The organism is Haloarcula sp. MBLA0138 (assembly GCF_055632455.1).
In genome coordinates, this window is the sequence record NZ_JBVMVU010000002.1 from 63,773 (window position 1) to 88,637 (window position 24,865).

The 24,865-nt window shown below is 59.6% G+C and carries 26 protein-coding genes; 10 read left to right on the plus strand and 16 right to left on the minus strand.

The window, feature by feature from the left end:
- Window positions 1-51 precede the first annotated feature (51 nt).
- The gene (locus tag ACV7JO_RS15765; RefSeq protein WP_470356231.1) at window positions 52-1,998 is read right to left on the minus strand and encodes a thiamine pyrophosphate-binding protein; all 1,947 of its coding nucleotides are present in this window, start codon (window positions 1,996-1,998) and stop codon (window positions 52-54) included.
- Between the two features lie 158 nt (window positions 1,999-2,156).
- Window positions 2,157-3,236, minus strand: a complete 1,080-nt coding sequence (locus tag ACV7JO_RS15770; protein ID WP_470356065.1) for a two-component system sensor histidine kinase NtrB — start codon at window positions 3,234-3,236, stop codon at window positions 2,157-2,159.
- Between the two features lie 111 nt (window positions 3,237-3,347).
- Between ACV7JO_RS15770 and ACV7JO_RS15775 the strand changes: the two genes are divergently transcribed.
- Window positions 3,348-4,583 carry an MFS transporter gene (locus ACV7JO_RS15775; RefSeq protein ID WP_470356066.1) on the plus strand — a complete coding sequence of 412 codons (1,236 nt, stop codon included), beginning with the start codon at window positions 3,348-3,350 and terminating at the stop codon, window positions 4,581-4,583.
- A gap of 30 nt (window positions 4,584-4,613) precedes the next feature.
- Here the strand turns inward: ACV7JO_RS15775 and ACV7JO_RS15780 are convergent, their stop codons facing one another.
- The 5 genes from ACV7JO_RS15780 to ACV7JO_RS15800 form a co-directional block, all read right to left on the minus strand.
- Window positions 4,614-6,128, minus strand: a complete 1,515-nt coding sequence (locus tag ACV7JO_RS15780; protein ID WP_470356067.1) for an ATP-binding protein — start codon at window positions 6,126-6,128, stop codon at window positions 4,614-4,616.
- Window positions 6,129-6,244: 116 nt separating this feature from the next.
- On the minus strand, window positions 6,245-6,601 hold the full coding sequence (locus tag ACV7JO_RS15785; protein ID WP_470313292.1) for a DsrE family protein: 357 nt from the start codon (window positions 6,599-6,601) through the stop codon (window positions 6,245-6,247).
- Window positions 6,602-6,767: 166 nt separating this feature from the next.
- A complete protein-coding gene (locus ACV7JO_RS15790) occupies window positions 6,768-7,259 on the minus strand; it encodes an SRPBCC family protein (RefSeq protein WP_470356068.1) in 492 nt (163 codons plus the stop codon).
- 153 nt (window positions 7,260-7,412) lie between these two features.
- Entirely contained in the window at window positions 7,413-7,718 is a 306-nt protein-coding gene (locus ACV7JO_RS15795; protein WP_470356069.1) for a putative quinol monooxygenase, read from the minus strand.
- 170 nt (window positions 7,719-7,888) lie between these two features.
- Window positions 7,889-9,310 carry a dihydrolipoyl dehydrogenase gene (locus ACV7JO_RS15800; RefSeq protein WP_470356070.1) on the minus strand — a complete coding sequence of 474 codons (1,422 nt, stop codon included), beginning with the start codon at window positions 9,308-9,310 and terminating at the stop codon, window positions 7,889-7,891.
- 429 nt (window positions 9,311-9,739) lie between these two features.
- On the opposite strand from ACV7JO_RS15800, the gene ACV7JO_RS15805 reads away from it, so the two are divergent.
- Entirely contained in the window at window positions 9,740-10,264 is a 525-nt protein-coding gene (locus tag ACV7JO_RS15805) for a hypothetical protein (protein WP_470356071.1), read from the plus strand.
- A gap of 25 nt (window positions 10,265-10,289) precedes the next feature.
- On the opposite strand, the gene ACV7JO_RS15810 is transcribed toward ACV7JO_RS15805, so the two are convergent.
- Both ACV7JO_RS15810 and ACV7JO_RS15815 read right to left on the minus strand, forming a co-directional pair.
- Window positions 10,290-10,784, minus strand: coding sequence for a peroxiredoxin family protein (locus ACV7JO_RS15810; protein WP_470356072.1), 495 nt, complete (start codon window positions 10,782-10,784; stop codon window positions 10,290-10,292).
- Window positions 10,785-10,824: 40 nt separating this feature from the next.
- On the minus strand, window positions 10,825-11,574 hold the full coding sequence (locus ACV7JO_RS15815; protein WP_470356073.1) for a DUF547 domain-containing protein: 750 nt from the start codon (window positions 11,572-11,574) through the stop codon (window positions 10,825-10,827).
- Window positions 11,575-11,626: 52 nt separating this feature from the next.
- On the opposite strand from ACV7JO_RS15815, the gene ACV7JO_RS15820 reads away from it, so the two are divergent.
- A complete protein-coding gene (locus ACV7JO_RS15820; protein ID WP_470356074.1) occupies window positions 11,627-13,201 on the plus strand; it encodes a radical SAM protein in 1,575 nt (524 codons plus the stop codon).
- Window positions 13,201-13,905 carry a class I SAM-dependent methyltransferase gene (locus ACV7JO_RS15825; RefSeq protein WP_470356075.1) on the plus strand — a complete coding sequence of 235 codons (705 nt, stop codon included), beginning with the start codon at window positions 13,201-13,203 and terminating at the stop codon, window positions 13,903-13,905. Before ACV7JO_RS15820 ends, ACV7JO_RS15825 begins: the two co-directional genes overlap by 1 nt.
- A 58-nt stretch (window positions 13,906-13,963) precedes the next feature.
- Here the strand turns inward: ACV7JO_RS15825 and ACV7JO_RS15830 are convergent, their stop codons facing one another.
- Both ACV7JO_RS15830 and ACV7JO_RS15835 read right to left on the minus strand, forming a co-directional pair.
- A complete protein-coding gene (locus ACV7JO_RS15830) occupies window positions 13,964-14,113 on the minus strand; it encodes a DUF7837 family putative zinc-binding protein (protein WP_470356076.1) in 150 nt (49 codons plus the stop codon).
- Between the two features lie 151 nt (window positions 14,114-14,264).
- Window positions 14,265-15,260, minus strand: coding sequence for a DUF3179 domain-containing (seleno)protein (locus tag ACV7JO_RS15835; protein ID WP_470356077.1), 996 nt, complete (start codon window positions 15,258-15,260; stop codon window positions 14,265-14,267).
- A 170-nt stretch (window positions 15,261-15,430) separates the two neighbouring features.
- Between ACV7JO_RS15835 and ACV7JO_RS15840 the strand changes: the two genes are divergently transcribed.
- From ACV7JO_RS15840 to ACV7JO_RS15850, 3 genes are all read left to right on the plus strand, one after another.
- The gene (locus ACV7JO_RS15840) at window positions 15,431-16,102 is read left to right on the plus strand and encodes an NAD(P)H-hydrate epimerase (protein WP_470356078.1); all 672 of its coding nucleotides are present in this window, start codon (window positions 15,431-15,433) and stop codon (window positions 16,100-16,102) included.
- Between the two features lie 75 nt (window positions 16,103-16,177).
- A complete protein-coding gene (locus tag ACV7JO_RS15845; protein WP_470356079.1) occupies window positions 16,178-16,693 on the plus strand; it encodes a redoxin domain-containing protein in 516 nt (171 codons plus the stop codon).
- 110 nt (window positions 16,694-16,803) lie between these two features.
- Complete coding sequence (locus ACV7JO_RS15850) at window positions 16,804-17,277, plus strand: DUF6789 family protein (RefSeq protein ID WP_470356080.1); 474 nt, start codon at window positions 16,804-16,806, stop codon at window positions 17,275-17,277.
- A gap of 35 nt (window positions 17,278-17,312) precedes the next feature.
- On the opposite strand, the gene ACV7JO_RS15855 is transcribed toward ACV7JO_RS15850, so the two are convergent.
- From ACV7JO_RS15855 to ACV7JO_RS15875, 5 genes are all read right to left on the minus strand, one after another.
- The gene (locus ACV7JO_RS15855; RefSeq protein WP_470356081.1) at window positions 17,313-17,834 is read right to left on the minus strand and encodes an ArsR family transcriptional regulator; all 522 of its coding nucleotides are present in this window, start codon (window positions 17,832-17,834) and stop codon (window positions 17,313-17,315) included.
- A gap of 168 nt (window positions 17,835-18,002) precedes the next feature.
- Window positions 18,003-18,602 carry a hypothetical protein gene (locus ACV7JO_RS15860; RefSeq protein WP_470356082.1) on the minus strand — a complete coding sequence of 200 codons (600 nt, stop codon included), beginning with the start codon at window positions 18,600-18,602 and terminating at the stop codon, window positions 18,003-18,005.
- The gene (locus ACV7JO_RS15865) at window positions 18,589-19,698 is read right to left on the minus strand and encodes a DUF3179 domain-containing protein (RefSeq protein ID WP_470356083.1); all 1,110 of its coding nucleotides are present in this window, start codon (window positions 19,696-19,698) and stop codon (window positions 18,589-18,591) included. Before ACV7JO_RS15865 ends, ACV7JO_RS15860 begins: the two co-directional genes overlap by 14 nt.
- 381 nt (window positions 19,699-20,079) lie before the next feature.
- Window positions 20,080-21,105 carry an NAD(P)/FAD-dependent oxidoreductase gene (locus ACV7JO_RS15870; protein ID WP_470356084.1) on the minus strand — a complete coding sequence of 342 codons (1,026 nt, stop codon included), beginning with the start codon at window positions 21,103-21,105 and terminating at the stop codon, window positions 20,080-20,082.
- Window positions 21,106-21,174: 69 nt separating this feature from the next.
- Complete coding sequence (locus tag ACV7JO_RS15875) at window positions 21,175-22,335, minus strand: YncE family protein (RefSeq protein WP_470356085.1); 1,161 nt, start codon at window positions 22,333-22,335, stop codon at window positions 21,175-21,177.
- A gap of 355 nt (window positions 22,336-22,690) precedes the next feature.
- Here ACV7JO_RS15875 and ACV7JO_RS15880 point away from each other — a divergent pair, with 355 nt between their 5' ends.
- The 3 genes from ACV7JO_RS15880 (at window position 22,691) to ACV7JO_RS15890 (ending at window position 24,863) form a co-directional block, all read left to right on the plus strand.
- Window positions 22,691-23,116: a hypothetical protein gene (locus ACV7JO_RS15880; protein ID WP_338918277.1), complete on the plus strand. Its 426-nt coding sequence runs from the start codon at window positions 22,691-22,693 to the stop codon at window positions 23,114-23,116.
- A gap of 77 nt (window positions 23,117-23,193) precedes the next feature.
- The gene (locus ACV7JO_RS15885) at window positions 23,194-23,751 is read left to right on the plus strand and encodes a carboxymuconolactone decarboxylase family protein (protein ID WP_470356086.1); all 558 of its coding nucleotides are present in this window, start codon (window positions 23,194-23,196) and stop codon (window positions 23,749-23,751) included.
- Between the two features lie 122 nt (window positions 23,752-23,873).
- The gene (locus ACV7JO_RS15890; protein ID WP_470356087.1) at window positions 23,874-24,863 is read left to right on the plus strand and encodes a sulfite exporter TauE/SafE family protein; all 990 of its coding nucleotides are present in this window, start codon (window positions 23,874-23,876) and stop codon (window positions 24,861-24,863) included.
- Window positions 24,864-24,865: the final 2 nt, after the last annotated feature.

The window sequence follows — 24,865 nt, forward strand, 5'->3', positions numbered from 1 at the left end:
GATGTAGTGGGTGTAGTGAGTGTCATAACTGGAGTATCGTGTCGGAGGTGTTCACACCGGGTCCGAGTCGGTGAGGACTTCGACGAGGGCGGGGCCGTCGTACGCGATTGCGTTTTCGAGGGCATCATCGAGTACGTCGGGGTCGTCGACAAAGACGCCGTGACCGCCACAGTTCTCGGCGAACTCAGCGAAGTTCGGGTTCATGAGGTCGGTCTGCCAGACGTCCCACCCACCGGTTCGCTGTTCCTTGCTGATCTTCCCGAGCTCGTCGTCGTTGAGCAGGACGTGGGTGACATCCATGTCGTACTTGACGGCGGTCGTGAACTCGCTCATGTACTGCCCGAAGCCGCCGTCGCTAGAGACCGAGACCACCTTGCGACCGGCGAACGGCGACTCGGGTTCCTGCGTGGCCGCCCACGCGCCCATTGCCGCCGGGAACGCGAAGCCGATCGACCCGAGATAGCCCGACATGAGTACGGGCTGGTGTTCCGGCTCGAAGTACCGCCCGAACGCATAGGTGTTGTTCCCCACGTCGACGGGGATGATGGCATCGTCGGGGACGAGCCGCGTCATCGCGTCGAAGGCGGTGGCGTAGTTGACGCCACGCTCGGGCGTCCCGGCGCGTCGAGTTTCCTTCTCCTCGCGCCAGATCTCCCACCGAGCGGCGAGTTCCTCGCGCTGGCTCTCCGCCTCGACGCTCTCAATGCGGTCAATGAGCTCGTCTACAGTGACGCCGATCTCGCCCCACACGGGAACGTCGATGCTGTGGAACTTGCCCAGCGTCATCGCGTCGTAGTCGACGTGGATTATCGGCTTGTACTCGGCAATGCCCGTGTGATTCGAGAAGCTCGCGCCGAAGACGGCCAGCAGGTCCGCCTCGTTCATGAAGTGACTCGCTATCGGCGTTCCGCTCCGGCCGAGGACGCCCCCCGCGAGCGGGTGCGAGTCGGGAATCTGGCCTTTCCCCTTGAACGTCGTCAGCACCGGACAGTCGAACCTTTCGGCGAGGTTGACGATGCCGTCCATCTCGAAGCGAGCGCCGTGGCCGGCGATGATGACCGGACGCTCGGCGGTTTCGAGCAGGTCCACCGCATCTTGGAGTGCGTCGTTGGGTGGACTGATGTCGCGTTCCGTGATGCGCCCCTCGGGGTCGCCGGGCTCGACACCCTCGGCGGACTGCGTTTGTATCTCGTCCGGGAAGATCAGGTGCGAGACACCGCGTTCGAGGATGGCGGTTTTGGCTGCTCGGGTCGCGAGTTCGGCGTGCTGGCTGTCCGGCAGGACGGTCGCCTCGAATTCGGCGACGTCGCCGTAGGCGGCTTCGAGGTCGACCTCCTGGAAATTCCCCGTGCCGAGGACCTGTGACTCGACCTGCCCCGTGATCGCGATGGTCGGCGAGCGGTCGACGTTGGCGTCCCACAGGCCCGTGAGCATGTTCGTCGCGCCGGGGCCGGCGATGGAGAAACAGGCCGCCGGCCGACCGGTGAGTTTTCCGTAGGCCGACGCGGCGAATGCGCCAGCGCCCTCGTGACGGACACCGTAGTAGGTCAGGTTCCCCTGGTCAGCCTCCCGGCGGAGCGCGTCAGCGAGGCCGAGATTCGAGTGGCCGACGATGCCCCACACCTGCCGCACGCCCCAGTTGACAAGTGTCTCGGCGATGACGTCCGATACTGTCCGTTCGTGGGGCTCCTCTTCGGGGAAGCCGACGTAGATGCCGTCGTCGCGCTCCTCGACCGGAAACGTCTCCACGCAGTCGTCGTGTGGGCCGGGCGTTTCGCCGGTCAGCGGGTCGAAATCCCACCCGTGCCACGGACAGCGGAGCCACCCGGTTTCGATCGACCCCTCGCCGAGCGGGCCGCCTTGGTGGGGACAGCTGTTATTGAGCGCAGCATATTCACCGTCGTGATGGGTGACAGCGACGGTCGTATCGCCACAGCTGACAGCCTTGACTCGGCCCTCAGGTAGTTCACCAGGAGAAAGTGCCTTGTACCACGTCATATCCCCGTGTGGCGTGTTCGGGGACGAGTTTGCGCCCATGTAATTGCGACCCGTGGAGAACGGGCTTAATCACGCCGCGGGCGTTACGTTCTGTTCCAACCCTCCACAGTATTTATATACTGATTACTGACCGATGGCCCGTTCTCCCTCGCTTGAGGTTAGGAGACTTCGATCTCGAAGCGAGTTCCCCCTGCTTCGGCATCACAGACAGTAATTTCCCAGCCGTGCGCCTCGGCGATCTCGGCGACGATAGCGAGGCCGAAGCCAGTTCCGTCACTGGTCGTTGTATGTCCCCACTCGAATACGGTATCTTGCTCGTCCGCTGGGATCCCTTCGCCGTCATCTTCGACGTAGATCCCGTCACGATCGTCTCTATCCAGCGTTCCGACACGGACGGTGACGGACTCCCCACCGTGAGTGTGTGCGTTCTCGAAGAGGTTTGCAAAGAGTTCGTGGAGGCGGTCTCGATCCGCGTGAAGTGTCTTCGATGACTCGATTTCGAGAGTCGCTGAATCGAGTTCACAGTCGATCCAGACCTCTCGTACCAGGGACTCCAACTCGATGTCCGTTCTCTCGCCGACGAGGTGTCCTTCCCGGGTGAGCTGCAGGAGTTCAGACAACATCTCGTCCATCCGGTCGGCCGCGTCCTCGATGGCGTCGAAGTGTTCGGGATCGCCATTCTCCCGGGCAAGGGTCACATGGCCTTTGATGATTGAGAGCGGGTTCTTCAGGTCGTGTGAAACGATACTGGCGAATCGATCTAGCCGTTCGATCTTCTCCTCGAGGTCCCGACGGTGCTCGACGCGGTCAGAGATATCACGGAGCATCGCGATCATCTGTGTCGGGTCGGTTCCATCTTCGCCGGCGTCGAGTGCGGCCCCGGAAATCTCGGTCGGAACCTCTTCCCCGTCTTTGGTGAGACAGGTCAGATCGTCGGTGAAGCCCGATCCTTCCTGGTAGACTTGAGAGATGAACTCCTCCCGAACGCGCTCGACGTCGTTCGGATGAATATCCTCCGGATGCATCGAGAGGAGCTCTTCGCGCGAGTATCCGAGCAGGTCGCAGGCTGCAGGATTGACATCGAGAAAGGATTCGGTCTCCAGATCGACGATCATCACTGCGTCGTTGTTGTATTCGAAAATCTTGCGATACCGCTCTTCACGAGGCGAACTCGGAGCAGTGGACGCACCCGACGAAAGGTCACTTGGAGGGTCATCACGATCCCGGTCCTCAGTCATTTTCCTAGCGTGGGTACGGATGTCTTCTGCATATATAATACGCGCTGCGGTGTGCAATACACCCGAACCCCCTCGTGAGTTTTTATCCACTTTGATTAGTACACCAGCGTGATGGATACGGAGTCACAGAAGCAGGACCCGACGAAAACGAGTCGCTACCGTGTCCTCCTCGTTCTTGCTGTTGCCGAACTGCTTGCGATGACGCTCTGGTTCAGTGCATCAGCGGTCGGGCCGGAACTCGCGGCTCTCTGGGATCTTTCGAGCGCTGAGACGGCATGGTTGACGAACGCGGTGCAACTCGGCTTCGTCGTCGGTGCCGTGCTTTCTGCGACGCTCACCCTCTCGGATACGATTCCGCCGCGGTACCTGTTTGCTGTCTCAGCCGCCATCGGCGTGGGAGCGACTGCACTTATTGCCCTTGCCGTGTCGTCCTTCCTCCCGGCTGTTCTGTTACGGTTTCTCACCGGTGTCGTACTGGCCGGTGTGTACCCGACAGGCATGAAAATCATGGCTGGCTGGTTTCGGGAAGGACGCGGTTTCGCTATCGGCACGCTTGTCGGGGCACTCACGATCGGGTCGGCGATGCCGCATCTGCTTCGGGCGATCGGTGGCGTCGGTCGTCCGCGGCTCGTATTACTTGGTGCGGCTGGGCTCGCAGCAGTCAGTGGTGTGCTCGTGCTCTTTGTGCGTCCAGGCCCCTATCAAGCTCCGGCAGCACCGTTTGATCCGGGGGCCGTTCGGCGGATGCTCGGTGACCGCGGAACGATGCTCGCCAATCTCGGATATTTCGGTCACATGTGGGAATTATACGCTGTCTGGGCGTGGATTCCCGTGTATCTGGCTGCGAGTTTCGCTACCAGCGGCGACCCGGCACCGACACTCGCTGCGCTGCTCGCCTTCGGAACCATTGCAGTGGGGGGTATCGGTGCCGTCGTCGCCGGTGTGTTCGCAGATCGTATCGGACGGACAACCGTCACGAGCGGGAGCATGATCGTCAGCGGCACGGCTTGTATTGGTGCCGGGTTCGTGTTTGGTGGGCCTCTACTCATCCTCATCCCCTTCCTGTTGATCTGGGGGTTCGTCATCGTCGCCGATTCCGCGCAGTTCTCGGCGGCCGTCTCCGAACTCGCCGAGGACAGTTACGTCGGGTCAGCCCTGACGCTGCAGACTGCCGTCGGCTTTCTCCTCACGGTGGGGTCGATCCAGGTCACACCGATTATTGCCGATGCCGTCGGCTGGCAGTGGGCTTTTGCGCCACTGGTTATCGGACCGTTCGTCGGGACAGTCGCAATGCTATGGCTCAGACGGCTTCCAGAGGCAACTGCACTGGCTGGCGGTCGTGGGTGACCCCGCTCTTGAGCTGAGTCGATGATTCTCTTAACCGACTTCTGTCGGCAGCACGGAGACGAGGATGCCGATCAAAGCGCCCCAGACTGTGTGACCGATGAGGGATACGATGCCGAGATTTGGAATTGACGCCGGTATGCCGACGAGATTGAGCCACACTCCCATGACGACGCCGGCGGCGACGAGCCATAGTAGCACCCCGTACAGGATACCAAGCGTGACAGTCCCAGAGAGGGACTCAGCGTAGTGGTTGAGGCTATCGACAGTCGCCGCGGCGACGAATACTGTCCCGAATACCACGCTGTGGAACAGGTGGGTTATCCATCCCACGACGTTCGTCTGAATTCCATAGAGCGCCCCGATAATTCCCATTTCACCGGTGAATGTCTGGAGGATTAGGCCCATCGCTACCCCTGCCACGACACCAGCGACTGCAGCGTTCCGAAGGCTCTCTGACCTGACTCCTAGTCGATTACTCTCGGGGGCCTGCTCGGATGTTCGGGGCAGGGTTACGACAACCGTGGTACTCGTCTCCCTATCGACGATGTCGATGGTGCCTCCGTACTGAGCCACCAACAATCGGATGATCGGTATCCCGTAATCGATGCTCTGGTCCTCATAGTCTTGTATACCTTCGAGGAGTGTTCTTCGAGCGGATTCGTTGAGCCACCGACCGGGAGCGGTAACCGACACGTCCACGGTGGTTTCCTCTGGGGAGACTGCAACGGTCGCTTCGCGTTTCGAGGCCCGCTTGAGTGCGCCTTTGACGAGTTCCGAAATCACCGTTTCGAGGTGCTCGTCAGCGCGGACTTGTACGGAGTCGGGCGCGTCGATCGTAACTGTGGCATCGTCGGGAAACTGGTCGGAGCACTCCCGAACGGTAGCGGCCAAGTCGACCGACGTTAGACTCACTGCAGTCTCGTCGAGGCTTCGAATGAGAAACCCCACCTGTGCTATCGTTCGTTCGATGCGATCGACGCCATTACTGATCGCATCGTAACTACCGTCGGTGTTCTGTCCGTTATGTAACAACCCTGCATGTCCTCGAATCGCCGTGATCGCGTTCAAAATCTCGTGACGGAGAATCCGGTTCAACAAGACGATCTGATCGGACTGTCTCGAGAGCGATCGTTGGCGTCGTTCGTCTTTCGCGGATCGGATACCGACGAGTATTCCACCTGCTCCACCCCCGAGAACGGCGTTGGCAACGACGGTGTCTGAGGACAGCGTCGCGACTGGATTTGAGCTCTCGACGGCACCCAGAGCAACCATTACGAAGATGCCGACGCTGCCGACGAGAAACCACGTTGCAATGGTACGGGCGTACGCTCTGCCGTGAGTACTGACAGCCAGATTGACACCGTAAATTACGAGCGCCAGACCAACTACAAGTGGAACTAATCGGAGTGATATGGCCAGGATCGAACTGGCTGGACTAGTGTAGACTACACCAACCAAGAGTGTTCGCGTCAGGACGAAGGCAACCAAGGCGATAAACAGGCCCCCTGGTTTTATTCGAAGTTCGTCACCTGCGGATGGGAACATGGGTAGCGTATTCAAACAGTACTCCGAGAAGCACGAGATTAGGTTGGGTGAAGAAGTCGGTTCATTGGCTGATTATTCGGGTACGGATCCCGAGACGGAATCTGCAGTCTCGATCGTCAGAACGTGATGACTTCGTAGCCGTCGTCGACCAGCGAACGGATACTGGGGTGGCCGTCGTGGTCGTCGAGTCGAACCACGCCGGAATCGTTCACTGCATCATCGACACCGAACGCCCCGGAGCAGTAATCACACGCGGACGCGTTATCCTTGACAGCCTGATAGAGTTCGTGGGGGTCACTGTCCGGATCTTCGAGTTCGGGAATCCACTGGGTACCGGCACCATCGAAGATGAGTTCGACCTCGTCCCCATCGGTCTCGGCGAACTCCTTCGCCGTCTCGAGCCCATTAACGATACGACCCAGGTTCGCATGCCCTTCTGTTCCAGCCAGGATCACAACTGCTGCTTTTGCCATTGCGTTAGTCAGTATAGCCCCGGAGATTATAGTCCGCCTGCGGCCGTGCAACGACGATACGCCTGCGGACGTTATTTATATACTCCCATGTCGCTTGACAAGCACCACGACATCGAAATTCTCACATAGTGACCGTTTCGGACAGGTTTTGATGGTGGAGATGCACTCACTCAGATAGTACACCCGTTTGCTCCGTCTCTGTACTGTCCTTTCGGTTAGCGAGGACGTACGCTTCGAGGCCACCGATGACTTCCTCGAACGTTTTCTGGAAGCGGGACTCCATCATCAGTTTCGCCATTATCGTTCCGAGGAAACCGTACTTTGGTTCGAACGTGGCGGCCATTGTGACAGCCGCCGAATCACCACGTTCTTCGACACTGATCTGGACCCGGTTCTGCTTCAGTGGCATGCTGCCGACATCGATGAACTCCACCGTATAGTTCGATCCAGGACTGTATTCGACGATCTCCTCCTCGATACGACCACCATCTTCGAATACACACTCGCGGGTCGCGCCGACACCAGTCTCCGGACCGTTGATGATCTTCGATGTCGCAACGTGTGGGTTGTACTCCGAGACACGGCCGAACTCATCGAGTGCAGCCCACGCGTCTTCCGCGGGAACAGAAATCACTTTTTCAACACTGACAGTGTGCATGTCTCAGTAGAGCAATCTTCCCGATATAGCGCTATCTTGGTAGTGCAAAAAACAAACACAGGGGGAGCAGGCAGAACCGTGATATCACCGTCTCCACGTGGCAGATATTCCCTGTACCAGGGACTCTGAGAGATCTTTAGCGCATGTCACGGGTCAGAGTTCGACGTCTGTCGCCGACTCGACTTCGAAGCGGGTCACCTCTGGCTCTCCCGCGAGTAATTCCGGTAGCTCGGCCTCGAAGCGTTCGAAGTGGTCGGACTCAGCGTGTGCTCCGAACGCTGCTTCGTCCTCGTACTGTTCGAAGAACCGGAAGAGATTCTCGTCGTCTACATCGGTCGCGACTCGGTAGTCGATGATTCCTTCCTCTTCCCGTGAATTCTCGGCCAGTTCCCGGATTAATTCAGTCGCTCTCTCGTGATGTTCCGTAGCGATCGGAAACGTCGCATGGACTACTAACATTCCAACCGTACCGTGGAGCGACTTCTGGTTATGTCTTCAGCAACTGTGCAACTGACGCACACGGGTGTGAGCGAGTTTATTATCCACTGATCGATACAGAGTCCCGGTATACCACACTCGTGAGGCCGCCTTGGTGACATACCGACAGACAAGCGGGATCCCTGCCGAGATCAGTGTGAGTGACCTCCCCGGGAGAACTGCCCCGAGAACGCTCGCTGAACTACCTCCGAGAGTGCAGGGTGGATATGGATGGATTCGCGAATATCCGTGACTGTCCTCGTCCCGGCTTTCATCGCGACGATGACCTCCTGTATGAGATCGGAGGCTTCGGGTCCGATGATATGGCAGCCGAGAATTTCGCCCTCCAGGTCGATGATGACCTTGACGAAGCCGTCGGCTTTCATTGCACTTCCCCGTGCTGTCTGGTCGTACCGATAGGTCCGCGTCGCATACTCCGTGCCGGCTTCCTGAAGTTCAGATTCGTGTGCGCCTACCCCGGCGACTTCAGGTGACGCGAACACGGCGAAGGGCATCGCAGTGTAGTCGACTGGCTGGAGGTCGTCGCCGAAGAGATTTCGAGCGACGGCCTGGGCCTCGTGGTTCGCGCTGTGCTTCAGAAGATACTCGCCGACGATGTCACCCAGTGCCCAGACTCCCTCAGCGGTCGTCCGGAGATACTTGTCGGTCTCGACGAAGCCTCGCTCGTCGGTTTCGACCCCTGCTGCGTCGAGATTGAGTAGATCGGTGTTCGGCGTGCGGCCAGCGGCCACGAGTAGCGCGTCCCCCGTTACAGTCACCGATTCGTCGTCGCGTATCCCGCCGTCGTCTCCGTACTCGTAAGGGTGGGCTTCGACAGCAACTGAACCATCATTCTCCGAGGCAGCTGTCGCTGCATAGCCGGTGTGGACAGTGAATCGATCGGCGTAGCGGTCGGTGAACGCCTCGGCGACCTCCTCGTCGGCTTCCGGGAGGAGATTCGGCCGTCGCCCGATAATCGTCACGTCGCTCCCGAACGTGCCGAAGAAGTGACCGAGCTCGGCGGCGATGTAGCCGCCTCCGACGATCACGAGGTGGTCCGGTGGGGTTTCCAACTGCAACGCTTCGGTGCTGGTGAGGTAGTCCACGTCGTCGATACCATCGATATCGGGGATTGCCGGCCGCGTGCCTGCAGCGATTAGTACTGTCTCGGCTCGAATTCGGGCTCCTTCGTCCTCACCGCTGACGAGTTCGACCGTTCGTTCGCCCACGAATCGACCCTCACCTTCGTAGAGACCGTGTTGCGAGGAGGAACGGAGCCCTTTCCGGATAGAGTCGGCGTCGCCACTCACGTCCTCGTTGACCTCGCGAACCATCTCCGCGAAGTCCACATCAGTTATTTCTGCGTCAATGTGGAACGCGTCGGCACTCTCGATCGTCTCGAACACGTCGGCGTGGTAGAGCAGCATTTTGGACGGGATACATCCGCGGTTGAGACACGTCCCGCCGAGCGGTCCTTTCTCTACGACTGCGACTGACTGACCTCGGTTGGCTGCTGCGTTCGCAACGTCCAGTCCAGAGCCCGAACCGATGACCAGAAAATCGACTTCGTTCATGAGGTCCACTTTATCCCAGACGATATAATAATCGGTCGCGGGCGTGTCTTGTCGTTCCCCACCCGTACCTGACCTCGCTGATTGTGTTTTTCCTTCACACTACTATCGGTAGTTCCCAGTTCGTTCTCTGGGTACTGAGAAACAGCGATTCTTCGATCGTGCAACCAGATTACAACAGCTCAGAATGGTCATATTCGTCTCCCTCATCGATACAATTGCGCGACAGTCGTACCATCTGTCGCGCCGTAGGCTTCCGGTCCCCTTCCAGACGCCTGCGACCCCCCTCTCCCCCCCTCTCGGTCAACGATTCATAGAGTGGTTGCATAGAGAAAATATCTCGAGAACCAACGGAGTGCATCGTGATACGACTCCCACTGGTTGGTTCTATTAGGTGTGTGTTCTCGTTGCATCAGCCACGAGCATTAATATATGAATTATACCGAGCATCTATCGCCAGTGAACGTTTTAGAACCCCTCAATCTGACGGTCGATGCGGATCCCGATTCGACGACTCGAATCTTGGCGTACCTCGGAGCGCTTCTGACCAGCATCGTAGCCGGGATCCATCTCATCCATCCCAGTCACGGCATTCCTAGACTGCTGATTATTGTTAGTGCGGATCCGACTCTGCTCGTGTTCGATCCGCGTCCACTCGCGTTCGTCGTTTCTGGGTTCGGACTTCTCGTTGGTCTAGCAGCGAGTAGGTCGGCACAGAACCGCGATCCGTACTACGTGGCAGGTATCCTACTAGCTATCGTCTACGTCGTTGGGTACTTTGCGTGGCACTTCACCGGCCACGGCGGCTTTTTACCCGGCCGTGAACCGCTTTTACACGGACTGTCCCCGCTTGAGAACGTCATCGCTCATCTCACAGGGGATCCGTGGGCGGCAATTGCGAAAGGGACGGAGTTAGCGATGATTGCTGTTCTCGGTGTCCTGTACTTCAGGGACTGAACGAGAATCCGATCCGTGTCGAGAGCTAGGTTTGTGAGGATTCGTCGATCTCGTCGAGAATCTCGTCGATTTCGGGTCTATCGAACGTCGACGACCCCCGGTGGACGTACACGATTTTCGGCTCCGTACTACGTCTATCGATGATAACCACTTCGGGCATCCGACCGAAAAAATCAGAAAACCGACCGAGGAGGCCGAACCGGACCGGCTGATCGTACGCATCTCCAGCTTCCGTGTTCGGGTCCGCCAACAACGGGTATGGTAGATCGTACGTCTCCTGCCACTGTTCGACGCGTTCGACCGGCTCCGGAACGATCGAGACGACTTCGGCATTGCGTTCTCGGAATTCGTCGATACGATCTGCGAGTTGCTGGATCTGTTTCCGACAGTTCGTACAGTAGTAGTCGCGTTGAAAAAAGAGAACGACGAACGAGACCTCTTCCGGGAGCTCAGAGAGGGAGAACGGATTCGGTCCGACAGCCACGTTGGGCAGCGAGAAATCTTGGACTTGCTCGGTCATGTGGTAAGGTGTTTTTCCGTCGTCAAAATGGTGGGGGTGGCTACTCCACGAATTTGCCAGTCGCTCTCGTCCAATCCCACGAGTTGTGTCGTATCTTTGGCGTCGCGTCATCCGGAATCGCGTCGTACGAGCGCAACAATTCACGGATTCCTGAGCCCCCACCGAAATCACCGCGAAACCACAGGAACACGCGCGGCACGAGAACGGTGCCGGCGTCTGCATCGTACTCTACTGTCGCGTCGAGGTAGCTACGGGTTGCCAGATCCAGTTGCTCGTCGACGCGATCCGGTTCGTACGCGCGGATCGCTGGACAGCTCTCGGCACCGCAGTTCAGTGCGAAGTGGATTCGTGGGTCACAATCATCGAGCCGGTAGCGCCGCTCGAAGTTCGTGACATTAATTTTCGGTAGATATCCCAGTCCGTACTTCGAGCGGCCACCACGCAAAAGCCCGTTTTCGATGCGGTCCAGCGGCAGCGAAGTGCCACCGACCGTCACTGCCGGTGCGTGAAAGAACCGAACGAATCGGAGCGGGCTCTCGTATAGGTCGGGGCGCTCCTCGAGGAGGAGCTGGGTTCCAGCGTTGTAGCAGTTGAGCCAGAACGCCAGTCCGGTTTGTCGGTCCTCACGGACCTGGCGGAGATCGGCGTCTGTGGCTCCGGCGAGCGCGGTCCTGTACCGTTCGGTCGAGTCTCCGCGCTTGCACGCGACGAGCAGGTCCTGTGCGAGTGTCGTCGGTGAGTCGTCTCTCTCCGGCGCCGACGATGTTGCCTGCTCTGTCGAACGTGCCATAGTACTTCTCCGGCACCATGTGGAAAAAGGGTTGTGCGCTGTGGCAACCCCTGTGTCCAACGGCGATACCCGCTCCCGCTCTGCTATTGCACACCCGCGGCATGTTTATTCGAGAGTATTCCGCGTTTTAAGTGTGAAGAGTAGTGACACGCTCGCGACAACGACGAGTCTTTGTCCGAACTGTCTCGAAGAGGTTCCCGGTCGGTACGAAGAACGCGATGGAGGCGTCTTCCTCACCCGAGACTGTCCAGATCATGGCTCGGCCAGTCGGCAGGTCTGGGGGTCACTGGACCACTGGGAGTGGGCGTCGGACTTCGGCCCGAATCCGGAGTACGACGGCGGCGGTTTAGCCGTCGACCCCGACCACGCCTGTCTGGCGGTCGTCGAAGTCACAGAGGGCTGTAACCTCTCGTGTTCCTACTGTTTCGCCAGTTCCGGTCCCGGCGGCGAACACCGTTCGATCGACGAAATTGAGACGTTGCTAGATACTGTCGCTGACGCCGGTGGTCGGCCGATACAGTTCTCCGGCGGTGAACCTACGATCAGAGACGACCTGCCTGATCTCGTCGAGCGTGCTCGGAGCAAAGGAATCGATCACGTCGAGGTGAATACGAATGGCATCCGCCTGGCGACGGAAGACGGCTACGCGGAGATGCTCGCCGACGCCGGCGTCACCGCGCTATACCTGCAGTTCGATGGTCTGACGAGCGAGACCTACGAACAGATCCGCGAGGTTGACCTCGTCGAGGAGAAACACGCTGCGATCGAGGCCTGCCGGGCCGCGGACCTCTCGGTCGTTTTGGTTCCGACAGTCGTCCCCGGGGTCAACGACCACGAGATGGGTGACATCGTCCGATTCGCGCTCGAGAACAGGGATGTCGTCCGCTCTGTCAACTTCCAGCCGGTGGCGCACTTCGGTCGCTACGAAATGAACGATGGCCGGTTCGCTCTCGACGACGCCACGCGGCTGCTGGCCGAGCAGATCGAGACGCTCGATCCCCGAGATATGCTGCCGGCTCCGTGTTGTTCGGCGTACTGTCAGATCGGGACCGCCTTCGTCCCCCGAGACACGGACCCGACCGACACAGGCGACTCAGAAATCGATCGATCAGATGCGTGTGGCTGTGGCGACGAGTGCGCGGACGCCGACTCGTTCGTTCCGCTCACACAGTACGTCGATGACCGGCTCTGGGACACCCTCTCCGGAATGGTCGACGAGGGCGACTACATGGAGTTGCTGGCTGGCACCGCCGCTGGGGAGGAGTGGGCCTGTAAGACTGCCGGCTGCTGTGGAATCGACGTTCCTGGTGGCGTCGAGGGACTGTTCGACGAGGTCGTTCCGGTGTCGTTCACGGGGTTCATGGACGCCGATGCGGCCGACGTGAACCGACTGAGCAACTGTTGTATCTCGGTTCCGACGATGGACGGCAAGTTGGTCCCATTCTGTGGGTACAATATGACGACCGAAGATGGCGAGTACGCGCTCCGAAACCGCAACGATTGGGGCGGTCGGAGCACGGTCGAGGAGCCGCAAACCTCGAGTGATACCGATGTCGGCTATCAGGTCGACGGGACGGTCACCGACGGGGGATGTGCCCCTGACGAATGCGGAGACGGGTGCGACTGATGAGTGGACTGCTCGACGCTGCCCTCGCGAACCCGTGGGGAACGCTCGACACAGTACTCGACGGGCCGCTCCACCCGGGCGGGACTGAAGCGACAGCGCAGTTGCTCGACCGAGCTGATGTCGGCTCCGGAACACGGTTGCTGGACGTCGGCTGTGGCGCCGGTGACGCGCTGACGGTTGCCCGCCGGCGCGGTGCCGACGCCTTCGGTGTGGATCCAAACCCGTCATCGAACACCGATCGGGTGGTCCGGGGCGACGCGACGGCGCTGCCCGTACGGAGCGGGACTGTAGACGTCCTGCTCGCGGAGTGTGTCCTCTGTCTCACAGACTTCCCCGTCGCACTCGGGGAAGCCCATCGCGTTCTGGACAGCGGTGGTCGGCTCGCGCTCTCGGACGTGATCGTCGACGGCGAGGAGCCCGTGGTTCCGGACCAGATCGCCGAGGCGCTCTGTCTCGACGGCGCACGAGATCGTGATCGACTGATGATGCAGGTGACGGACGCCGGCTTCGACGTGGAGACAGTGTACGATCACCACGACGATCTTCTCGCGATGCGTGACCGAGTGGTCGACCGCGTCGACTACGAAGGGATACTTGGTCTGCTGGGCGAGCGCGGCCAGCGCGCCCTGGACGCGATTGAGGAACTCGAAACCGCGGTCGAAGCCGGACGCGTGAGCTACGTCTCTCTCGTCGCTAGCGCGTAACACGGTTCCGTGACCGTCGTCATTTGACAGTCGGACTCAATTGGTCCAGGAAGACCACTTACTCGGGGTCGATGACCTCTCCACAGGCAGGGCACTCGGCAAAGACACCGATAGTACTGTCTGACCGTTCGTACGTGATCAGCTCGTCTATCGGCTGGATATCGTGACCGCAGTTCGGGCACACGCCGAGGCGTGGATCGTCGCTCATTATCAAGGGGGCGGGAGCGTGTGACAGGACGCCCCGTTCAGTAGTCAGGTGAAAAAGGGCATAAGCATTGGCCGGGTCTGCAATCTCGTTCCACAACAGCACTGAGGAATGACTGACGTTTGTACTCGGTAGTCTGTTCTATCGGTGCTTCTCACGCGAGTCCGTAGAAGCTCTTCGGGCCGTGGTCGTCCTGCCAGGCGAAGGCGTAGAGCCGTCGACTCGGTACTCGTGCCAGCGTACGACCGTCGTCACCCCGGCCCGTTGTAGTGTCCCATTTGGCCCCGTCGCCGTACAGCGCTCCCTCCCGCAATTCGAACTCGTAGCCGGGATCTTCGAACGCGTGAATGTCATTCCCGGAGCTGACGATGAGCACGTCGAGACCGCCCACTGTATCCGAGACGACACTACCCGCGTTCTGGACCTGTCCGACTGGGTACCCGACGGCCTCTCCTCCGTGTGTGATACCTAACACCACCGTCTTGGCGTCGATGTCCTCGCGGTCCCACGACCGTTCCCTCCCTTCACCACGCATTTCTCTGAGACCGAACCCTTCAGCTGCGTCGTATCGCTCGTACGGAGTCATCTCGTACACCGTTCGCGGTGACTCTCCTCGCGGATCTCCGTCACCGCCGTGAACCGGCTGGAGGACGATTCCGTCGGGGTACTCCGACCGAAATTGGTTCCACGATGTTACAGACGCTGGCACAACGGAAAGTTCGTGCCCGTCGAGGGGCCCATTGATCGCCTTCCCGAGCGGCTGTTTCCACTCCGATTCGGTTTCGCGATCGTACATCACCAGCGCGTCGTCAGCAAGCTTTCCGGAGGTTCCAAACGTCAACACACGACCGTCGACCCGTCGGTCGTAAACGACCGCACTGGCACAGATTGGACACCATGTGACCACGACCGGGCGCAACTCGTCGGTCGAGTCACCGGGTGAGCGCCTCCCTGATTCTATGCGGTCGCTATCTCCGAGCACGTCGTTGACGATCTCGTGATAGCTGAGAATCCGTACCGGATACGCCCGTGCAGGCGTGGTTTCGACGACGATTACATCGTCGTCATCGTCTCCTATGTACTCCGTGCCGAAGGTCGGATCGTCAATGCTTGGAATCGCGTCCCGGGGGAGGACGTCCTGAATGTGCATGCACGAAGGACGGTAGGCCAATCAATAACACCTGTGAACAGCCGCATTGGAGGCAGGACGCGTTTCGACCACTTCGAATGCCGCTGGCGAGGTATTTGTCCCTGCTCCACCATGACTGGGACATGTCTCGAAATTCGTTCCGTACGTCGACGGGACGGTCCGTCACGGCAGTGACCGCCGACGAGATGCGAGACGTCGACCGTGTCGCCGTCGAGGATGTCGGGTTACAGTTACTCCAGATGATGGAGAATGCAGGTCGTATACTTGCCTGGCACGTACGTGACGTTCGAGAGAGCGACGTGGTGGTTGTCGCTGGAAACGGTGGGAACGGCGGTGGCGGCCTCACCTGTGCACGACACCTCGGTAACCGAGATGTCCCCGTTCGAGTGGTTCTGGACAGACCGTCTGAGGAATTGAGTGGCGCGGCGGCTCACCAGTACCACATTCTCGACGAGATGGGTGTCTCAGTCACTTCCGGTGTCGAATCACTCGCCGACGTGGCCGAACGGACAACCATCGTCGACGCACTGATCGGCTACGGACTCAGTGGCGACGTCCGGCCACCGGTGGATGCGTACATCGACCGGATGAATGATCTATCTGGACCGACTGTTTCTCTCGACGTTCCATCCGGTATCGACGCCACTACCGGCGAGCCGATGGGCGAGGCAGTTGTGCCGGATCGGACGGCCACACTCGCCCTTCCCAAAACGGGGCTTGATGCCCCCACAGGAGAGCTCTATCTCGCGGACATCAGTATCCCCCGAATCGTGTACGATCGACTCGGTATCGAGTACGAACCGCCGTTCGGAGACGACGACTGGGTCCGACTCGAACAGTAGGCCGACGTTCGCCTCTGTGTGCTTTCATTGCACGTCCCCGGCTTCTTGATGTCTGTTGTCGCGGTACTAGTTCACATGATTCGGATAGGACAGGAGGCCCCGGATTTCACGCTCCCCGGAGCGGCCGTCGGGACGATTGAAACGCACGGCCTTTCCGAGTACACGGATCGAGGCTGGGCGGTGGTTCTTGTGTTTTACCCCTTCGATTTCCACCCCGCATGTACCGAGCAGTGGTGTTCGCTTCGAGACGCTGACTGGCTCACGCTCTTGGACGATGTCGTCGTCCTTGGGGTGGGCTCGGACGGGGCCTACTCCCACCGCGAATATGCGACGAAAAACAACATCCAGTTCCCGCTCTTATCAGACACGGACGGTCAGGTCAGTCGAGCCTATGGTGTATTGGCCGAGGAATTTGAGGGACACCGGGATGTTCCCGAGCGAGCGACGTTCGTCGTCGATCCTGACAGAATCGTCCAGTACGCGTGGTCAGCTCGTAGCCCGGAGGAACAACCCGATCTCGAAGCACTGCAGAAAGCAACGAACTGCCGCGACAATCAATGCGCTATCGAGGAAACCGACGAGTCGACCTGACAGTCTTGAGATAACTGGAAAGCGAAGCCCTTAATAATTGTTTTGCGAGTCTGGGTTAGTCTCACATATTCTCTTTCTTTTTATTGAACTGGTGGCGGTCTCCCCCTACTATGGCCACTGAAACTAGGCGTGAAGTCCAGACTGATTCACAGTCGGTTAACTGGAAGGCGGGTGCCGTTGGTGGAATAGCAGGCGGAATAGTCATGGGGGCGTTGATGCTCGCGATGAACGACGCGGTACTTGCAGTGGCGATCCCGTCGTTGTATACGCTGGCTCCGCCACCAACTATCCCTGTAGGGGTCGCCGTACACGTATTTCACGGTACAGTCCTGGGTATTATTTTCGCTGGGATTGCTAGCAGCCTAGAACTCGACTCGTCACGCAATATCATCGGCCTCGGTCTCGTTTGGGGCATCGTGACTTGGGCTGTTTTGGCCGCACTTCTCATGCCAGTCTGGCTCAGCACCGTTGGTTCCCCCGCCTCGCCTCCGTTCCCCAACTTCGCGCCACCGTCTCTCATCTGGCACGTGGTGTATGGTCTCGTGCTGGGTGGCGTTTATATTGCTGCTAAAGACAGACTCTGACTCTACTCAGCTGACACAGGGAGAAACTGCCGTTTTCACTCCTGATAGATTTTCCACTGAGGGTTCTCTGCGTCGGTCTTAACGATAGCCTCAACCTTTTCTCGACTCAATGATTCGATAAGTGAGGTGGCTCCCTGGACCCAGAATATGAATGCTCCCAATAGATTTCGTCTAACCGCAGCCGGGTCATTCGGTGTGTACACATAAACCTGTCCGCCCTCTTTGAGGATCCGTCGCTGTTTGTCAACTACGCCGAGGTCGGCAAGATGGTTGAGATGCCGGGAGACGACACTTCTATCATAATCAACCTGCTCAGCAAGGTCCGCTACAGTCTGCTCGCCACCTTCCATGACACAAAGGCAAATGTCCAACTCAGTTTCGGACATATCGAAGACGGTCTGCATCAATTGGTTGAGTGATGGTTCGCTGATGCCAACATTTCCGTCGCTAATCCGCTTCATCGCTTTATCACAACAGATCATCCCTTCCTGACCGATACCGAGGTTACCACAGGAGTCGCATTCGAAAAGCGTAGCCGAGGCAACTTCGTTTGTCATAGTACAGAATGAGAGCGTAGACTCACATAAGTCTCGACGGCGGTTGTTCGTGCGGTGCACAAGCATCTCGAGCGATATACGACTGGCATGACTTTCCTTGGTTAGGCAGCGCTCTATTCATCCGGTGATAGCTCCGATAACTCATGAGATGCCGAGTGAAAACTCCATTCACAGCATTGCCGGATCGATCTGTCGACCGACCAGGATGAGGCTCCCGACCAACAGCACAACGGCGATCGGCAACAGGAATTGGAATGCTGTCACGATGATGCCCGATGCTTGGATTCCGAGGACGATGAGGACGACTGGTCCACAGCAGGCAGTTCCCGACAGAACCGCCGGAATGCTCGCGAGGAATCCGGACGACGAGGACCCGATTCCGCAGGCCGCTGGCTGGCGCCACGCCAGATACGTAAGACCGAGGTTTAGACCGACCAGGCTGGCGATACCGAGACCCAAAACCGTGTTGAGCGAGAACAAGTAGGTCATTGGGCCGACCGACACGCGAGCGACGGGAGTGAACGAAAACGGACCGAGTTCCGGCTGGAAGAACTTCTCGAGAGCTCCAGAGACGACGGTCACGTCGAACCCTCCGATACCCGGTGCGAGGTGCCCAAGTGCGTATAGATAGATCAAAAGATATCCGACTGCCGTCCCGACGACGACGAGCGTCGCATCAGGGCGGCGGAATACCTCCGTCGCGGCTGCACTCGTTCGAGAGACTGCTTCTCCGAGCCGCCCGAGAGGGACGTTGCTACGCGTAGACATTGGTGTCTGGATAGTATCCGTGCCAGGCGAACCACATCGCATCGAACGTGTGGATCCCCGCGAGCGGCAGGGCATTCGGTTCATACGAGGAATCTCCAACTAGCACCGCACTGCCGTCGGTCGTGACGGTCCGTTCGTCAGGATTCAGGTAGACGTACCCGGTATCCAGGCGTTGGTCGGCGACTGCGACTACCGGCGTTCCGCTCAGTTCGCCCGTCATTATCCGTTCCTCGAGGAGCGTAGATTTGTCGAACGCAACGGCCCCGTCTGCAGTCCGGGCACCCATGAACACGCGTTTTCGGCTGAATCGGTCGTCTTCTTCGAGCGTTTCGAAGAGCGTGTTTTCGTTGGCATAGTACCCTCCGGGCGGATTGTACGAGCCATACGGGTCTCTGCCGTAGTTTTTTGCGAAACCTGTCTCCGTCGAAAGGACCTGTGTATCGGGATAGAGCTTCCGCCACTGCTCCCAGGTCGTCCAGACGAGTCTGAACTCCCGCAACGATCTGGTTCCGGGAGCCGAATTCCACGGTCCGGGTATCGACGTGGCGAGGATCTGAGGCCACCACGCCTCTGTTGCCCGATCGTACATAACGAGATTGTTGTTGATCAGACGGCCGGAGACGCCGAACGTCGTCTCCCCACGCTCGAACCCTTGGACGGTCCCGGTGAGTGGACAGTACGTCACTGCGACGGGGAGGTCACCAAGTCGGTCGTTGACAATCTCGTGTTGAACGAGAATCTTCTGTGGATATGCTTTGACGTCACCGTTCAGTACGACGCCGAACACGGGATCACCAGGGTCGAGGAAATCGACGTCGTCAGGTCCGACGAACGAAGGATCGTCGATGGATGGAATCCCGTCTTTGGGCGGCCCACCCGAGACCGCGAGTGATTCGAGTTCGCTGGGATCCATCGGCAGCGTTAGAGTCTCCTTGGCAGTCGGGACGGCTCCGTCGGTGACCGACGTCGATCCGGCGGAACTCGACTCTGCTGTCGTGGCCGGCACCCCCTCTGATCCAGGGTCTGCGCCGCTGGTACACCCCGCGAGCGCACTGAGGCCGACTACCGTCAAGAGGCGTCGTCGAGTGAATCCCATTAGTAAACAAAACGGGTGAGAACGGATTAACGCTTGAGCGATCGTGTGGCTCGGCCACACACGGCGATTGGTTACTTACTGTAATCGCTCGAACTGTATAGAGAGACGACGGTTCGACGCGACCGAGTGGTTCTTCGACCAGCTCGAATCAGCGTTCATCTGACCCGCCTCGGTTCAGTCGGTGAAGCGGGTGTCCTGGCGCACGTCGAGGTGGCCTTCGAGGTCGCACACGCGCATACGCATGGTTGCGTTCAACGACCGGCTAGACGACGACCTCCGGACGGAGTTCTCCCGGCGTTCTATCGGAGAAATGCCGGCTTTCATTGCGTCTACCGCGGCCGACCAGGGAACCAATCGGTGGAGGCGGTCGACGGACGCAACTCACTCGCCGTACGTGTGGAAATCAACGGCCTGTTCAAGCAGTTCGTCGGGGATCCCTGGGACTTCTTCGGAACGCACCGGTCCCTGCTCTTTGAGGAGGTCGGGGTCCCGTGGGAAGTCTCGGAGCTGGAAGTGCACGTCGATACCGGCTTTTGCACCCTGACCGAGTGCGACTGGAATCTGATTGTGGCCCGGCGTACAATCGCCGACGGCGTAGACGTCGTCGACTGACGTCCGCCCGTGGTCGTCCACCTCGATCGTACCGTCGTCGTTGATGTCACACCCGAGCTCCCTGGCGAGTCCGTTGTTGTACTCGGCGCCGTACATGGCGAATCCGCCCTTGTAGTCTCGAACGGTGCCGTCCTCAAACTCAAGGGCTTTCAGCCAGCCGTCCTCGCCGTTCTGGACTCCCGAGACGTCGTCGTGTACGACGTCGATCGGGTGGTTCTCGAGCATCTCGGCGGTTTTCTCGCTCCACTCGGGGTCGTTACCTCGGGTGAGTAGGTCAACCTCGTCGGTGAAATTCAGCATGATGCCCGCGACGTGGGCGGCGCTCTCGGCGTGCCCCATTACGTACACCGACTCGTCGACGAACATGTGGGCATCACAGTGCAGACAGTAGTGGAGGCCGCGGCCAGTCCTGGGGAGTGGCGGCTCCGGCCGAACGTCGTTGAACCCAGTCGCGAGAACGACACGGTCGGCTTCGTACTCTGCGCTGTTACCCGATAGTCGGATGCCGTCCGAGTCGGGCCGCGCACAGGTCGTGACCATGTCGCGGTACATGTCACAACCGTACCCCTCAAGCTGTTCTTGACCAATCCCGAGAAATTCCGCCCCACTTGTCTCCTCTTTCACGCCTAGGAGGTTGTGGACCTCTTGCATCATCGCTGCCCGTCCACCACCACGGTTGACGACGGCCGTATCGTGTCCAAGTCGCGTGCTGTAGAGGGCTGCCGTCATTCCAGCGGGGCCGCCGCCGACCACGACGACTTCGTACTCGTGCTGCTCTGTGGAATCTGACGCCATATGTGAGGTGTCTCTGTCGAATAGCAAAAGTCCCGCGTCGCCCGGCACACTCGGGAATCGTAGGTGCCCTCACAATCGATGACCGCACGCGCAGTTCCCGATACAGTAGGTCGTCTCAGGTTGCTCGGCCGAGATGCCGAGTCGAGCCAGTGCGAGAGCCATGGACGCCGCCGGATCGCTCTGCGGCCGGACTCGGCCCGACGTCGCTCCGTATGGACTTGGCCCGACGCTGATTCGCGTAACTACCTCCCTACGCTCGTGATCGATCACCGCCACCTCGTCGGCGGTCTGGACAGGTACGTAGAGCTTCGTCCGTGCGGGATCCCACGTCCCGACGAATGCTGATCCACCAAGGTCGAGTCGCGTGGTCACAGTCCCGTCCGTGAGGTCGACCACACTCACGTCGTTCGAGCCCGGCGTGAATACGTATCCCGTCTCGGAGTCCGGACCAATCTCGCTGGTCAGGGGTCGTCGTCCGAGTCCGTCGTCGGCCGTCAGTCTCGCCGTCTCGCTCGGTGCGGCTGGATCGTCGAGGGTCCAGATACTCTCGCTACCTCCGTTGGCCTCGTTGTGTTCGACGAGCAGGGTTTGCCCGTCCGGTGCGACGGTCCCCATCCACGGTCGGGCAGGACCGTCCTCGACTGGTTCTACGTCTAGCTGAGTAACGATCTCGAAAGGTTCGACCGATAAGACGGTCAGTGTATCTCCGAAAAGATCCGGGACGTACGCATATTCACCGTCAGGGTGTATCGTGACGTCACACGGGCCAGGACCGTCTCTGTCATCACGCCCGCCCTCCGGGGTCCGATCGATCTCTGCGGTCACCTCACCGAATGTTTCCGATTCCGAATCGGCGTCGAGCCGGAACTGTCTGTGACTGGGTTCTCTGGCGCTGACGATGACGTGGCGTCCGTCGGGCGTCTGTTCGAGCCAGTTCGCGCCGGATCCCGTCTCGACGGCCGCCGTCTCCGAGAACGACCCGACTGCGAGGCCTCGAACCCCACGGCCGACGTTGAGCCACAGCGAGTCGTCTAGGTCGTCAGTCAGCCCCGGCGTGTACTGATTCGAGGGAAACGACGACGAGAGGTCGATAGCCCGTGTCTCGACGAGTTCGTCACTCTCGGGATCGATCAGACTCACCGTGCCGTCGCCAGTGTTGAACACGAATATCGTCGGCTGTTCGGCGGGTTCGTTGCCGCCATCTCCACCGACGCATCCCGCCGTCGCCACGACCCCGGCAGTTGCACTCCCAACGAGTAAGTTTCGACGAGACACCCCTTCAGCTGAGGTGGGTGGGTTCCGTTTGTTTGGATAGAGAACGGAATCTGTGCTCTCTTGAGTCATGTTTGTCTATTCGTTCCGCGCACAATAATCAGCCCTGCCCGAGACTTCGGTACTGACCGGCCACGCGAGTGCAGGCAGATCAGCCCTCGGTTACACATATTCCCAGCCTCATTCCGTCTCTCCATGTGACTCTATCAGACTCTCTGTGGCGGCACTTTCAGACGTTTTCGCGGGTGTGCGTCTCTCTTCAACGGCCGCATCGTGGTTTAGTAGTCATCGTGCGTCTGATAGAACTGAACTCATGGCATCAGTTATTGCCGGTCTCGCTGGCGGCGTGGTTGCAACGATCGTTATGACCATCGCGATGATGATGATGGGCGATGGGGGGCCGCCGCCGACGGCAGCGCTCGTCGCGAAGTTCGCCGGCGGTGAGCCAGAGGACTACGCGATGCCGGGGATGGCGTTGCACTTCGTCTACGGCATCGTCGCTGGCGCGGTGTTCGCGGTCGGCGTTCCGCTGATCGGGCTTAGTCTCGGTTCTATCGGCGTCGCAATCGGTCTCGGGCTCGTCTACGGCATCGTCCTCATGATCGGGGGGATGATGTTCTGGATGCGGATGATCATCGGGATGGAGCCTGATAGAAGCATGATGATGATGTTCGGCACCGTCCACGTCATCTACGGCGTCGTTCTCGGCGCCTTCCTCGGAGCTGGCATCCTCGCCTAAGAGGACACCGAGTCACGACACGAAGTGAACGTCCCCCCAAGACCCAGGATTACAGCCATCATACTATACAGACACACATGTCCCGACTCCCGCTACTCGAATTAGACGACATCCCAGAGGAGTATCACCACCTGTTCACCGACGAGTACCTCGGCGACCGCCACATCTTCCGGGCGTGGGCACACAACCCGGAGGTTCTCGAGGCGACGCTGGAGTATCTGAACGTCTTATACGACCAGCTCGGCCAGCGACGCAAGGAGCTGGTCATCCTGACCGTAGCCCGCGCCCGTGGGGCTCGCTACGAGTGGCACCAGCACGTCGATATCGCCCGCGACAAGGGAGTCACGATCGAGGAGATGCAAGCCATCGGCGGGGGTGACCTCTCCGTGTTCGACGACGCCGAGTTCGTCCTGCTCCAGTACGCCCGCGCCGTCGAGTCGGGAACCGTCACCGACCAGATTCACGATGCCCTGACCCGTCACTACTCGTCTGGCGAGATCGTTGCCCTCGGTCTGCTCGTGGATTTCTACGTGGGTTTGTGTAACTACATCGCCTCCGTCGATCTCCCGTTCGAAGGCGGCGAGTTCGTCGGCTGGACCCCTACCGAGGAAACCGTGTCGGAACTCTTCGAATAGATGGCAGGGATGGGTGATACCAGTAAATGTAACGGTGGACTGCCTCTCTGGGCTCAGGATCGCCAGAAATCTGGGCCGACCATGTGTCCGAAGGAACGACGCTCCTGCTGGGGGCTCCGAGCATGACTCGGTCTACCGTTCTCGCATTCGGTGGTGTCGTCGGCCTGTCGGGAGTACTTACCGTACCGATGCTCGGTGTGGGGGCTGGCATCGATCTCGGGACGGTCGCGTTACAATCGCTCCCAGTTCCGGCTGGCTTTCCTGTCGACCAGTTCCTCGCCCACTGGTGGGTGTTCCCGGCCTCGATCCTCTTTTCGATGGTCGCGCTCGCCTCGGGCGTCTCCGGGGCGCTGTTCTTCAGTCCGTTCTTCATGTTACTCGTCGGACTATCCCCTTCACAGGCGATCGGAGCGGGACTCATGACGGAGGTATTTGGGATGGGCAACGGATTGCTGAACTACGTCCGACAAGGGGTCGTCGATTACGCCACAGCGAAGTGGCTCCTGATCGGGGCGGTTCCGGCTGTCGTGGTCGGTGCGCTCGCCGCCCACGTTGTACCGACGGCGCTCCTCACGATTGCGTTCGGTGCCGGGCTCCTCCTCCTGGGCGCGTTCCTCGTCTATTACGACCCGCCCGAGGAGTGCGTCCCGGGCGAGTGCGAAGGTGAGTTCCTGAAAAAGAAAAACACCGGACGCGGAACGACGACCATCGAGACGACGGACGGCGAGACGTACACATACGACACCTGCTGGCGCCCACCCGGCCTCGGTCTGGCGACCGCAGGCGGGTTCATAACAGGACTAATCAGCGCCGGCCTCCCGGAGATCACGACTACCCAGCTAATTGTCCGGTGCCGCCTGCCCCCACGGGTGGCAATCGCGACGAGCGTGTTCGTGCTCGCCGTCGCCGCGATTGCCGGCGCAGCTGTCCACGCCCTCGCTGCTACGCCCGTCTGGTACGTCGTTGCGTGGTCGATTCCTGGAGTTCTCATCGGCGGGACGATCGGCACCCGGGTCGGGAAGTACGTTCCCAGCGAGATTATGGAGCCGGCACTCGGCGTCGTCTTCGCCATCGTCGGCGTGATCGTGCTCGCGAGCGAACTGCTCGCGTAGCA